Source organism: Amycolatopsis sp. VS8301801F10 (assembly GCF_046195355.1).
In the GTDB taxonomy this organism is placed as follows: Bacteria; Actinomycetota; Actinomycetes; order Mycobacteriales; family Pseudonocardiaceae; genus Amycolatopsis.
The window spans coordinates 7,281,043-7,293,873 of the sequence record NZ_CP176065.1 but is presented as its reverse complement, the minus strand read 5'-3'; the positions used below and the strand labels follow the sequence as shown (position 1 = coordinate 7,293,873).

The 12,831-nt window shown below is 71.5% G+C and carries 11 protein-coding genes; 7 read left to right on the top strand and 4 right to left on the bottom strand.

Annotation, left to right across the window (positions count from 1 at the left end; translation table 11 throughout):
• The first annotated feature begins 31 nt into the window (after positions 1-31).
• Both F9C11_RS33415 and F9C11_RS33410 read left to right on the top strand, forming a co-directional pair.
• Positions 32-910, top strand: a complete 879-nt coding sequence (locus F9C11_RS33415) for a LysR family transcriptional regulator (protein ID WP_409181344.1) — start codon at positions 32-34, stop codon at positions 908-910.
• A 4-nt stretch (positions 911-914) separates the two neighbouring features.
• On the top strand, positions 915-1,820 hold the full coding sequence (locus tag F9C11_RS33410; RefSeq protein ID WP_409181343.1) for a serine hydrolase: 906 nt from the start codon (positions 915-917) through the stop codon (positions 1,818-1,820).
• A gap of 295 nt (positions 1,821-2,115) precedes the next feature.
• On the opposite strand, the gene F9C11_RS33405 is transcribed toward F9C11_RS33410, so the two are convergent.
• Positions 2,116-3,069: an SEFIR domain-containing protein gene (locus tag F9C11_RS33405; protein ID WP_409181342.1), complete on the bottom strand. Its 954-nt coding sequence runs from the start codon at positions 3,067-3,069 to the stop codon at positions 2,116-2,118.
• Between the two features lie 180 nt (positions 3,070-3,249).
• Between F9C11_RS33405 and F9C11_RS33400 the strand changes: the two genes are divergently transcribed.
• From F9C11_RS33400 to F9C11_RS33385, 4 genes are all read left to right on the top strand, one after another.
• On the top strand, positions 3,250-3,825 hold the full coding sequence (locus F9C11_RS33400; protein WP_409181341.1) for a TIR domain-containing protein: 576 nt from the start codon (positions 3,250-3,252) through the stop codon (positions 3,823-3,825).
• Between the two features lie 3 nt (positions 3,826-3,828).
• Complete coding sequence (locus tag F9C11_RS33395; RefSeq protein ID WP_409181340.1) at positions 3,829-5,436, top strand: KGGVGR-motif variant AAA ATPase; 1,608 nt, start codon at positions 3,829-3,831, stop codon at positions 5,434-5,436.
• Between the two features lie 62 nt (positions 5,437-5,498).
• Positions 5,499-6,131 carry a hypothetical protein gene (locus tag F9C11_RS33390; protein ID WP_409181339.1) on the top strand — a complete coding sequence of 211 codons (633 nt, stop codon included), beginning with the start codon at positions 5,499-5,501 and terminating at the stop codon, positions 6,129-6,131.
• Positions 6,128-9,337: a helicase HerA domain-containing protein gene (locus tag F9C11_RS33385; protein WP_409181338.1), complete on the top strand. Its 3,210-nt coding sequence runs from the start codon at positions 6,128-6,130 to the stop codon at positions 9,335-9,337. The genes F9C11_RS33390 and F9C11_RS33385 overlap by 4 nt, the downstream gene beginning before the upstream one ends.
• A 48-nt stretch (positions 9,338-9,385) precedes the next feature.
• Here F9C11_RS33385 and F9C11_RS33380 read toward each other — a convergent pair whose 3' ends face one another.
• Positions 9,386-10,093 carry a S1 family peptidase gene (locus F9C11_RS33380; protein ID WP_409181337.1) on the bottom strand — a complete coding sequence of 236 codons (708 nt, stop codon included), beginning with the start codon at positions 10,091-10,093 and terminating at the stop codon, positions 9,386-9,388.
• Positions 10,094-10,353: 260 nt separating this feature from the next.
• Between F9C11_RS33380 and F9C11_RS33375 the strand changes: the two genes are divergently transcribed.
• Positions 10,354-10,770, top strand: coding sequence for an STAS domain-containing protein (locus F9C11_RS33375; protein WP_009076775.1), 417 nt, complete (start codon positions 10,354-10,356; stop codon positions 10,768-10,770).
• Positions 10,771-10,884: 114 nt separating this feature from the next.
• Here F9C11_RS33375 and F9C11_RS33370 read toward each other — a convergent pair whose 3' ends face one another.
• Positions 10,885-11,535 carry a sigma-70 family RNA polymerase sigma factor gene (locus tag F9C11_RS33370; RefSeq protein WP_409181336.1) on the bottom strand — a complete coding sequence of 217 codons (651 nt, stop codon included), beginning with the start codon at positions 11,533-11,535 and terminating at the stop codon, positions 10,885-10,887.
• A 284-nt stretch (positions 11,536-11,819) separates the two neighbouring features.
• The gene (locus tag F9C11_RS33365) at positions 11,820-12,779 is read right to left on the bottom strand and encodes a hypothetical protein (protein WP_409181335.1); all 960 of its coding nucleotides are present in this window, start codon (positions 12,777-12,779) and stop codon (positions 11,820-11,822) included.
• Between the last annotated feature and the right edge of the window lie 52 nt (positions 12,780-12,831).

The window sequence follows — 12,831 nt, the reverse complement described above, 5'->3', positions numbered from 1 at the left end:
AGTTGATGCGAATCTGGCATAAGCTCAGGTCGTGGACCTGGTCGGCTGCTGCAAGGCGTTCGTGAGCGTGACCGAAGCGGGGAGCTTCACCGGCGGCGCGGCGATCGCGCGGATCCCGCAGCCGGTGGCGAGCCGCCGGATCGCCGCGCTCGAGAAGCACCTGGGGGAGCGGCTGTTCGACCGGTCGACGCGGCGGGCGCGGCTCACGCCGTTCGGCCGGGACCTGCTGCCGTCCGCGCAGCGCCTGGTCCGGCTCGCCGAGGCGATGGAGCACGACGCGCAGCGCGCGCGGCGGCGGCCGGTGCGGCTGGCCGTCCCGGACACCGCGACCACTCGCGATCTCGCCGAACTCGAGGCGCAGGCGCGCACGGCCGAGGTGTTCCTGGAGTTCCGCGTCGCCGGTCCGGCGGAGCGGGCCGAGCTGGTGCGGACGCAGGAGGTGCGGGCCGCGCTGGTCGCGGTGCCGCCGGAGGACGGGGTGTGGACGGTGCCGCTCGGGCTGGCGAGCGAGGCCGAGCCGGACGAAGCGGTGGTGCACCTGGAAACCCTGCGCGCGGGCCGGTCGGCCGGTGCGCGCCGCCGCGTGTGGGTGCAGCCGGAGGACGACGTGCCGCATGTGCGCGACCGGGTGTTCCGCGCGCGCGACGCGGCCGGGCTATTGCCCTCGCAGGTCGAGGTCGCGGCGACGTTGACGACCGCCGCGGCGAGCGTGATCGCGTCGGCGGACCTGCTGCTGTGCTCGGCGGATCAGGCGCGGGAACTGGGGTTGGCGTGGCGTCCGGCGGGTGGCGTCCGGCTCGCGCGCGGCTATGACGTGGCCGCCGGGCTGGGCGACGACGTCGACCGGGTGCGCACGCCGCTGCGCGCGGCGATCGCTCGCTGTCTCGGCGCGAGCGTTGCGGCAGACTGACGCGGTGAACACTGAGGCGCTGCTGGCGCGGCTGCGGGACGAACTCGACGAAGGCGGGCTGCGAGGCTCGTTCCTCGTCCGAGACCTCGGGTCCGGCCGCGAAATCGGGATCGAGCCCGACCTGGAGTTCGCGACCGCGTCGCTGGTCAAGGTCCCGCTCGTGGCGGTGACGCAGGACCGGATCCGGCGCGGCGAACTGGACGGCGCGCAGCAGGTGGAGATCGAACCCGGCCGCGCGGACAACGCCGGGCCGACCGGGCTGGCGCGGTTCCGGCATCCGGCGCGGGTGGCGCTGGACGACCTGATGTACCTGGCTTCCGCGATCAGCGACAGCGCGGCGGCCGACGAACTGCTGGCCCTCACCTCGCCCGCGGAGGTCACGCGGACGGTGCGGGAGTGGGGCGTCACGGGCATTTCGGTGCGGCATTCGCTGAGCGAGCTGAACGACACGCCGCTGGAACGGTTCGACGCGGCCGAAGCGCACCTCGCGCATTCGCTGGCGATCGGCGCGGTGACCGAGGGGCGGGGACATCCGGTGCGGCAGCTGGACGTTTCGCGGGCGAGTTCCGGTTCGGCGCGCGCGTTCACCGACTTGCTGACCGCGTTGTGGACGCCGTCGAAAATCGACCCGGACGTGGCCGCCCGGGTGCGGCAGCTGATGGGCGAAAACCTGCTGCGCCAACGGCTGGCACCGGATTTCGCGTCGGATTCCGCGAAGTGGTCCTCGAAAACCGGGACGCTGGTGAACTTGCGGCACGAGATCGGCGTGGTGGAGCACTCGGACGGCCAGGCGTTCGCGGTCGCCGCGCTCACCGAATCCCGCGTGCCCGCGGCGATCCAGCCGGAGGCGGAGATCCTGATGGCGCGGGTCGCGCGGTCGCTGCGGGACCATCTGCGCGCTCGCGGCTGACCGGCGGCCGGATCCGCCCTCGCGGCGAATCCGGCCGTTCCCGCGTCAGGCCAGGCCCAGCAGCGTGAGGATGAGAACGATTCCGTGCGTCTGCATTTCCCGCACCTCCCTCCCGGATCCAGGCACGGAAAACCCCCGCCGCGAAAGAGCGTTCTTTCGCGGTAGAGCAGGGTTTCCGTGATTCTCGGCGAACCGCCCGGAGCGAGCGGCGTGCACCCAGAATGCGATCCGGGAACGAATGCGGAAAGGGGTTTCCCGTTTCCTCGGCGAGCAGGAAACACCGCCTCCCGGGCGGCTAGCGGAGGGCGGGGTTTCCCCAGGCCAGCGCGGCGGGGCGGGTCGCCCGGGCGAGCGGGTCCGCCGGGGGACGGCGGACCTCGAGCCGCAGCCGCCGGATTCCGGTGACGTCGAGTTCGAGGTGCCGGGGACTGCCGGACGCGGAATGGTCGAGATGGCGGATTTCGCCGTCGAGCCGGACGCAGAACACGCCGATCTGGAAAGCCGCGTCCTCGGCGTCGTCGAGCACCCCGGCGACCGCGGTGAAATGCGTGTACGCACCGCCGAGGTCGATTTCCGCGAACGCCCAGGCCCCGTTCGTCGGCCCGGCGGTGCGGAAAACGACGCTGTGCTCGTAGCTGATCCCGTCGATCCGCGCCGTGCCGGCGGCGATGTCCGCGCTCTTCTCGCGCCACGGCAGTTCGGTCGCCAGCACCGGCCCGGACGCGGAATCCGTTGCGCCGCGCCAGATCCCGCGCACCGGCCGCTCGTTCTGGCTGCGCCCGGTGATCGCGGAGACCAGCCCGGCGACGCCGTCGTCGGTGAACGCGGGAATCCGGAAATGCGTGGTGGAATACGGCGTGAGGAACGCCGGGACGTCCTCGACGGAACCGCCGGGCAGCACCACCGGCAGGATGCGTTTCGTCTCGCGCTCCAGGTCGCGGGTGAGCGCGTCGCGCATGATCCGCGCCTCGAACTGGGAGCCGCGGCCCTCGTCGAAGGGCGCCTCGCCGTCGGCGCGCCGTTTGTAGTCCGGCGAGGCGATCACCAGCACGAAATCGGCGGCGCGGATGTTCCGGATCGCCCAGGCCGACCAGTCGAGCCGGGAGGCGTCGTCCCATTGGTCGAGCCGGACGTCGAGCCCGATCCGGGCGCGCAGGAAGGTGGCGAAGGTCCCGACCTGCCGGTAGTGCTCGGCGGCGGTGTCGTGGGCGTAGCTGACGAAGATCCGGGGTGCGGCGGGGGCGGACATCGGGCTCCTCGAATTCCGGCGGAAGCGACCGGTCCAGTTTCGGCCCCGGCGCCCGCCCGGGGGTTTTCGGCCACAAAGTGTCCAGAATCTGTCCCTTGTCGGCGTCGCCGCCAAAGGTATCGTCGGGGTCCGGAACCGGGATCGCCAGGACGCGGAAATCGACGGGGGAGCGCTGCCCAGGTGTACCACTACGACGTTTTCATCAGTTATCTGCGCACCGCCGATCCGATCGCCCGGTGGGTCCGCAACCATTTCCATCCGCGGCTGTGCGAACTGCTCGACGGCAACCTGGACCGGGACGTCCAGGTGTTCTTCGACGGCTCGGTCCGGGTCGGCGGGAAGTGGCCGGACGAACTGCGCTCCGCCTTGCGGCACACCAGGATCCTGGTCCCGGTGTGTTCCCCGAAGTACTTCTACGACGAGTGGTGCCGGGCCGAATGGGCCTCGATGGAGCGCCGTGAGGAACTGGCCGGAGGGGACAGCCCGACGACGCTGATCTATCCGGTCATCTATTGCGATTCGAAGAATTTCCCGGCGTTCGCGCACGAACGCCGGATGCAGGACCTGACCGAGTGGAACCATCCGTACGAGCAATTCGAGGTCTCGGCCAAGTACATCGGTTTCCACGACCGGATGAACCGCATCGCGACCGAGATCGAGGAACTGGTCAGCGCGGCACCGGCGTGGCGGGCGGACTGGCCGGTGCTCAATCCCCGGCCGGACGCGCCGCCCGTCTCGAGCTTTCCGAGGCTCTGAGCGATGCCCGGCGTCGTGATCACGTTCTATTCCTACAAGGGCGGCGTCGGCCGCAGCTTCACCCTGGCCAACATCGCGGTGCTGCTGGCCCGCTGGGGGCATCGCGTGCTGTGCGTCGACTGGGATCTCGAGGCGCCGGGGCTGCGCGAGTACTTCCGGCCGGCGCTGGACCGCGACCCGGAAGGCGGGGTGGTCGACCTCGTCGCCGATTTCCGGGAGGGCGGCGTCCGGCCGAACCGGCACATCGTCCCGGTCGCGCTGGACAACGTGCCCGGCGCGCTGGACTTCCTCCCCGCGGGCGGCGACGGCCCGCGGTATCCGGGACAGGTGCAGGGAATCGACTGGGAAAGCCTGTACGACGAGGAGTTCGGCGAGTACCTCGAACGCTGCCGGAAGGCGTGGACCTCGGACTACGACTACGTCCTGCTCGACAGCCGCACCGGGATCTCCGACGTCGGCAGCATCTGCACCGCGCACCTGCCGGACCGGCTGGTCGTCCTCTACACCGCGAACATGCAGAGCGTGCGCGGCGCGGTCGACGTCGCCCAGCGCGCGAACGTCGCGCGGAACGCCCTGCCGTACGACCGTCCGCAACTTCCCGTGCTGCCCGTGCTTTCGCGGTTCGACACGCGCGAGGAGTACGACCGGTCGGAAAGCTGGCGGGAGATCTGCCTCGACGAGACGCGGAGCCTGTTCGACAGCTGGCTGGACCAGACCGTTTCGCCCGCGGTGATCGCCCGCCACCTCACGCTGCCCTACGTGTCGTATTGGACCTTCGGCGAGCAATTGCCAGTGCTGCTGGAAAAAAGCCCGGGCGCGGACCAGATCGGCTACGCGCTCGAGACCGTCGCCGCGGTGATCGCGCATTCCTTCGACCGGACCGAGCTGCTGGCCGAAAACCGCGACGCCTACGTGGCGGCGGTGCGCACCCAGACGCAGAATTTCGCCTACGACATCCAGGTCAGCATGCCCCGGTCGAACCTGGGAGTGTCCCGGGATCTGGTGGCGGAGCTGGAGAAACTCGGCATTCGGGTGGGGCGTTCGCTCTCCGGCGACCGGTCTTGGCTCGGCCGCGTGGAAACCGACGCCCGGCACCTGTGCCTGGTGATCGACGGCAAGGCGAGCCGGTGGCAGCTGGCGGAGGTCGAGCTGTTCCTGCACCGCACGCTCGGCCAGGACCGCAGGCTGATCCCGGTGCTCACCGAAGGGACCGACCCGCGCGACCTGTCCGGCTACCTCGGCAACCTGCGCCACCTGCGCCTTGGCCCGGCGACCGGCCCGGCGAAGGCCGCCCGCGCCCTCGCCGACGAGATCGGCGCCGGCCGGGCACTGGTCGACACCGGCCAGTCCGACCTGGTTTCCCTGCTGCGCCAAGCGGCGCACGCCCGGCTGCGGCCGCCGCTGTGGGACCTCGTCGACGACCTGGCGGGCGAAATCCCGGCCGCGGTCGGAGCCGGGGACAGCGTGCGGGCGCAGGAACTCGGCGCGGACCTGGCCGTGCTGCTGCGCCCGCGCCGCGGCGACGACGGCGCGACACCGCCGCCGCGACGGGTCCAGAACGCCCTGGCGTGGGCCCAGCAAGTGCTCGACGTGCGGGTGAACGGCAGCTAGCCGCGCCCCGCCAGACGCCCCGCCCGCGCCCGCGGCCGGGATGCCCCGAGAAAGGACGGCGGATGCACGAACGACTGAGCCACAAACAGTCCGCGGCGATGATCGCGCTGATGGTGAACGGCCGGGAGATGACGAACCCGGAACTGCGCGCGGCGGCGGGCTTCGCGCTCGACGGGAGGGACCGGCACAAGCTCAACGAACGCTACGTCAGCAGCCGGAAATCCGGCCGCGCCTACGCACACCAGCTGACCGACGCCGGCTGGGACTGGTGCGCGGAAGAACTGGCCGCGCTGAGCCCGCCGAAGCCGGTGCGGAGCACGTTGACGGTGGTGGCTTACCTGGCGTTGAACAAGTTCTTCGAGTACCTGCGGCTGCACAACGTTTCGCTGAAGGAGATCTTCGGCGGCGCGGACGGAAACGCGCCGCAGGCGGTGAACCTGAAGGAACTGATCGTCACGACCTACCGCAAACTCGCCAGCGAGCCGCGGGGCTGGGTGGGGCTGGCCGATCTGCGGTCGTCGCTCGGCGACGCGGAGACCGCCGAGGTCGACGCGGTGCTCAAGGAGCTGAGCCGGACCGGGCAGGCGAAACTGGTGCCGGAATCCAACCGCAAGATGCTGACCGCGGCGGACCGGGCGGCGGCGGTGCGCATCGGCGGTGAAGAGAATCATATGCTGTCGATCGAGGCGTCATGATCGAACATCTGGCCGTGCTGGCCACCTTGCGGTTCGACTGGGCCGACACTCCCGACCACGTGTGGCGGGATTCCCCTTACCACGTCGACGGACTGCACGCGGACGTGATGGCGGCGATCGACGTCGGCATCCGCGACGCGGCGGCGAGCGACGGGCCGAGCCCGATCGGCCTGGTCATGCAGGGCATGAAGGGCGTCGGCAAAACCCATCTCCTCGGGATGGTCCGGAGGGCGGCGCACCGCGCGGGCGGGTACTTCTTCCTCGACGACCTCACCGCCGGCGACGCGTTCTGGGAGAACACCGCCGACGCGTTGCGCCGCGGCTTGCTGCGCACCGACGATTCCGGGGAAACGCAGCTGCGCAGCTTTGTGCGCCGGGTCTGCGAACGCGGGGATGTGTCCTGGGAAGCGACCTCGGCTCTGCTGGGCACCGGAGCGTTGACGCGCGCCCACCTCGACGCGTTCGTGCTGGGACTGCGGAAGCTCGACCGCCAGGTCGCCGTGGAGTGCGCGGACACGGCCCGCGCACTGGTGCTGTACGCCGCCGAAGACCTGACCCAGAACGAGATCGGCGACGAGTACCTGGGCAGCTCCGAGGAATCGAAATCCGGCGTCCGCCGGAAGTGGGGCATCCGGGCGAAGCCGAAGTCCGCGCTGGGGCAGGTGCACGACATCACCCGGCTGCTCGCGCTGACCGGGCCGCTCGTGATCGGGGTCGACCAGCTCGACACGCTGATCGCCCGTTCTTCCTTGCAGGCGAGGGAAATCGGGCATCGCGGGGAGGAGGATTTCCTCGTCGCCCAGATCGCCGACGGGCTGATGGAACTGCGCGAGGTCACCCGGCGGACGCTGACCGTGCTCGCCTGCCTGCCGACGACGTGGATGCTGATCAAGGACAAGGCCGCCGACACCGTCCCCGACCGGTTCCGCGAAACCCTCACGCTCGGCCGGGTGCTGGACGCCGAGGTCGGACGGCGGCTGGTCGAACGGCGGCTCGGAGTGGCTTACGCCGCGATGGATTTCACTCCGCCGCATTCGACCTGGCCGGTCGCCCCTTCCGCGTTCGACGGGCCGTGGGAGGAGTACACCCCGCGGGAGCTGCTGAAGCGGATCGGCGCGCACATCGACGCGTGCGTCCGCGCGGAACGCGTGCAGGAGCTGACCAGCTTCGACACCGACGCGCCGCCGGTCCTGCCGGCGCGTGCGGAACCGAAGCCCGACCGTTTCTCCGAACTGGACGCCTGGTTCGAGCAGCTCCGCGCGGCCGCGGACCCCTCGGCGCTGCTCGACCACAAGGTGGAGGACGAGGTGATGCCCCGCCTGCTGTCGGCCGCGCTGCGCGGCTGGATCACCGAGGTCGGCGACGACGAAATGGAGTGGGACGCCCGCGGCAGCGAGGACGAACTGCACGCGTGGCTCACCCATACCCTCGACGAGGACTCCGACCTGGAGGAACACTGGGCGTTCCGGGCGATCTCCGTGCGGCATCCGCTCGCGGTGCTCAACCGGTTCCGCAAGGCGCGCTCGGCCGCCGGGCTCCGGCCGGGGGCGGACAACCGGCACCTCATCCTGATCCGGAACTCCTCGTGGTCCAAAGGAGAGAAAACCCAGGCCGAACTCCGGGCCTTCGAAGCCGCCGGGGGGAAGCGGCTCAAGATGTCCGAGGCGGACGTCCGCACGTTCTGGGCGCTGGACGAGATGTTCGTCAAGGGCGGCCCGGACGTCCACGAATGGCTCATCGACCGCAGGCCCGCCCGGCGGTCCCAGCTGCTTTCCGGAGTCCTCCCCGACACCGCGGCTCGTTCCGAAAGCCGCGCGACACCGCCATCCCCCGCACCGCAGCGGCCCGCGAACCCGAGTCCCGCTGCCCAGCCTTCCCTCTTCACCCAACCCGCCCCGCGCTCGAACCGCACCGGAAGCGCCCAAGCCCCCCGTTCCGACGGAACCCACCCCCCGCCCGGCGGCACGGTCACCCTCGGCACCGAAACCGGCTCCGGCAAGCCCGTCCGCATCGAACTCTCCGCACTCCGCAAGCACGCCGCCGTCTTCGCCGGTTCCGGATCGGGGAAAACCGTGCTGCTGCGCCGGATCATCGAGGAATGCGCGCTGCTCGGCGTGTCGTCCATCGTGCTGGACCCGAACAACGACCTCGCCCGCCTCGGCGACGCGTGGCCGAGTCCGCCGAGCGGCTGGGGGCCGGAAGACGCGCGGCTCGCCGAGCGCTATCTCGAGGACACCGACGTCGTCGTCTGGACTCCGGGCCGCGCCACCGGGCGTCCGCTCGGGTTCGAGCCGCTGCCGGATTTCGCCGGGGTGCTCGACGACGAGGACGAGTTCTCCGCGGCGGTCGAGGTGGCCGTCGCCGCTCTCGCGCCGCAGGCCCGGCTCACCGGAAGCACCGCGAAAGCGGACATCGGCCTGGCCGTGCTGCGGCAGACCATCGTGCACCACGCCCGCACCGGGTCGCGGAGCCTGCCGGAGCTGATCGGCCTCCTCGAGGATCTTCCCGACGGCGTCACGAATCTCAACGGCGGGCGAAAAATCGCCGCCGAGGTCGCGGAGCTGCTCAAGGCCGCGATGGTGAACGACCCGCTGTTCGCCGGAGCCGGAACCCCGGTCGATCCGGCGGTGCTGCTCACCCCCGCCGGCGGCAAGCGGGCGCGGATTTCGGTGATCAGCTTCGCCGGGCTGCCCGCCGAGGCGCAGCGGCAGAGCTTCGTGAACCAGCTGCAGATGGAGCTGTTCGCGTGGATCAAGCGGAATCCGGCGGGGGACCGGCCGCTGGGCGCGCTGTTCGTGATGGACGAGGCGCAGACGCTCGCGGCGTCCGGTTCGCTCACCGCCAGCACGCGCAGCACGATCGTGCTCGCCGCGCAGGCCCGGAAGTACGGGCTGGGGCTGCTGTTCGCGACGCAGGCGCCGAAGGGCCTGCACAACCAGATCGCCGGCAACGCGATGACGCAGTTCTTCGGTCGGCTCAACAGCCCGGCGCAGATCGCCGCGGCGAACGAGATGGCGCGGGCGAAGGGGAGTCCGGTGGCGGACATCTCGCGGCTCGAGCGCGCCCAGTTCTACGTGTCCGGCGAGGCGTTCGGGTTCCGGCGCGTGGCGACGCCGCTGTGCCTGAGCCACCATCCGGCGAGCCCGCTGCGCCTCGAGGAGGTGCTCGCGCGGGCCAGGAACGGGGAGGGAAGAGGGGAGGGGTGAAACAGCGGCCCGGGCCCGGGGATCCGTCCGGGCCCGGGCCGCTGCGGATCAGACGCCCGCGACCGACTGGATCCAGTCGCGGTACTGGGTGATGTTGATGTAGGCGGTGTAGGACTGGCGGTCGCTGGTGGAGGCGACGCCGACCTGCTTGCCGTTGGCGTACATCGGGCCGCCGGAGTCGCCGCCGGCGGTGATGCCGTCGACGCGGTTGGCGCACACCGAGACGCCGGCCGCGCCGTCCGGGCAGTCGACCGAGGTGACCTGGACGTTCGCCACCTTCAGCACCTGCGACTGGCAGTTGATCTCCGGCTGGTCGGTGCAGGTCGCGCCCCAGCCGTAGACCTGCGCGGTGTCGCCGACGTTGACGTCGCCCGCGGTGCCGAGCGGCGCGTACTCGGTCTGGACCTTCTGGTCGATCTGCACCAGCGAGATGTCGGCGTCGGGGGAGTCGTGCACCGACGTCGCGGAGACCTCGGTGCCCTGGGTCTGGTCGAGGCTGCCGACGTGGAAGGTGATCTGCTTGCCGCCCGCGCCCTGCGTGCAGTGCCGGGCGGTGAGGATCCAGTCGGGCGCGATGATCGTGGCGGAACAGAGTTCCTGGCCGCCGGCGAACATCCGGGCGGCGGCGTGCAGGGAGTCGGCGGTGCTGCCGTCGATGATGGCGGGCTGGGCGGGGGCGGCCGCGGCCGGGGAGGCCGCGGCGACGGCGGCGAAGGCCAGGCCGGACAGGACTGCGGCGGTACGCGCGATTCGCACTGGGGATCAACTCCGGTGGGTACGGGGAGTAGTGGTCAGGTACTGACCCACCGTCGTGAATGTCGGTAAATGACGGAACCCGCCGAAGGTTTGGGCCGCCCGAGTTCCCGACTTTCGTCGTAGGACAAGCGGCCCAGCCCGCCCTGACGCGGCGCGGAGGCGGACTGTGAGCGCGCTCACCGTGCCCGGAGGGCCAGAATGGTGTCGGGTGGACGAGCGGGCGCGAAGGGCCCCGCCTGGACAGGGAGTGCAGCACGCGGATGGAAGCCGGCTCACAGGGATCGGCACGGCTGAAGTCGTCGTACCGCTACGACGACCTCGACGTGCTCACGCTGCTGCTGGCGGGGGAACTCGACGCCGGCACCGCGCTGGTGGTGGTGCGGGCGGTGACGTTCGCGCTGGCGAAGCGCCCGATGGCGCTGGTGCTGGACCTGACCGGGCTGACCGAGCTGAGCGACGCGGGCGTGCACGTCCTGCGGGCCGCGCAGGACCGCGCGGCCGCCGAGGGCGTGGTGCTGCGGCTGCTCGCGCACCCCTCGGGCGCGGCGGGCCGGCGGCTCGCCGAGACCGGGATGACCGGCGTGTTCGACATCTACCCGGACCGCACCGCGGTCCGCGTGGAGACCGACCGGATCGCGTTCCTGCGCCGGATGAAGCGCCGGCTCGACGCGGGCTGAGCCGGTCCGGACCCCGGCGTTCCGGGCCTTTCCGCAGCGGCGAAGTGGCCCGAGCGGGTGAACTTCGGAAATTTCTTCGCCAGTGGTCCGGACCAGTGCGGGGATGTTGCGAGTTCACGCCAGCAGCGCTTCGGCCAGTCCCTGCTCCCGGATCGAGTCCCGCAGTTTCGCCAGCGCGCGGCACTGCGTCACCCGGACGTTGCCCGGCGAGATCCCCAGCGTCTTCGCCGTTTCGGCCGACGTCAGGCCGACCACCACGCGCAGGGTCAGGATTTCCTGCTGCAGCTTCGGCATCCCGGCCAGCAGCCGCCCGAGCGAGGCGCCGAGGTCGGCGGTGAGCGTGTGCGATTCGGGGCCGTCGCCGAGATCCGGGTTCTCCGGGACGTCGGGCACCGGCCGCGAGCGGTCGCGCGACACCGCGCGGAAGGCGTCGGCCACCTTGTTCGCCGCGATCGCGCGCACCAGGTGCAGGAACGATCCGCCGCGGTCCTCGTAGCCCGGCACCGCCTGCAGGACCGCGATGCACACTTCCTGCGCGACGTCGTCGGCCGACAGATAGGACAGGTCGCGTCCGCCGATGCGGGCGCGGCAGTAGCGCGCGATCACCGGTTTCAGCAGCGCCAGCAGTTCCGGGGCCGCGCCGGGGACCTCGTCGCGGGCCGCGCGGACCACGGTTTCCAGGCGTTCGGCCAGCCCGGACGGGCGCGGCAGCGCGGCGAGCGGGACGTAGCCTTCGACCGGTTCGGGCACGGTGGCGGTGGGCATAGGGGTCGTTCCTTTCGTACGGGCGGCCGCGGTGGTCTCGCCCGCTCGGTCCGGGAGTCGGGAGTCCGGGCGCGGATGTTGCGCCCCGGCGGGTGTTGTCCAGCTTCTGTCCGTTGCGCGGCAACGGAATTCGCGGGGACCTGGACAGATCTTGGACAGGTTTCGCCCGCCGGTAGCGCGTCCGGGCGCGCCGGCGATCCCGGTGCGGTCGGAGAAATCCCGAGCGGGAAGGGGAATCGCGATGATCACGCACTGACCGCCGGCCGCGGCCCGGCCGGCCGGGTTCAGCCGGCCGGGCTCCACCGGATGCCGTAGGCGAAGCCGGGCGCGAGCCGGTCGAACCCGAGGTGCACGTCGCCCGACCCGTCCGGGGTCACGAGGTCGCCGCGTGCGCCCGGATCGCGTGCGTCGTCCTGGAACACGCGGTCCAGCCGCACGATTTCGGCCGGCGGCGCGGCCGGGAAGCGCACGTGCAGGTCGAACCGGTCGACCGGATGCCGCGGCACGCACACGTAGTGCGGATGCCGGAACTCCGCGCGGAACCGCAGCGCGAGCTCGTGCTTTTCCCCGCGCGCCAACGGCTTGGCCAGCCGCAGCGCCAGCCCGACCCGGTCGTTCGACTCCATCGCGCGGCGGACCAGCGTGCCGCCGTGGAAGACGTCGACGTCGAGATCGCTTTCCCGCACCGGCCCGGCGGCCGCGGACGTGGTGGTGAGGGTGAGCGCGAGGTCCAGTTCGGCGACCCCGTCGTGGTCGGCGGCGATCCGCCGGAACTCGAACACCTCGGGCCGTTCCTGGTCCAGCGCGAGCGAGACGCGCAGCAGTTCGGTGTGCCAGCTGCCGTCGGGCGCGGGCCGTCTCCCGCCCTCGCGCGGGGCGGCGAGCGCGAGGTGCGCGACGTGCTCGATGCCCTCGTCGATGCGCCGCCGGATCGTGCGGTCGTCGCGGTCCAGTTCGCGCGCGGCCCAATGCACCCGTTCCTGGTAGAACGGCTTGCGCGCCGGCTCGTGCATCGCGAACGCCGCGAGCACGGCGATCCGGAGGTCGTCCGGGAGGGTCTTGGCCAGCGGCTCCAGCACGTGCGCGAGCCGGTCGCGGATCTCGACGTTTTCCGCGTGGTCGGGAATCCCGCACACCTCGCGCAGGACCGGGCCGACCCGAATCCCGAGCGGAGTGGTGAATACGCCGCGCCCCTTGCGGAGCACTTTCAATTCCGCGACCAAGTCCGCCGCGTTCGGTTCCACCCGTTCCTCCCTCGCGTCTCCCCGCCCGCAGCCACTGTTCCGCAATGCGGCC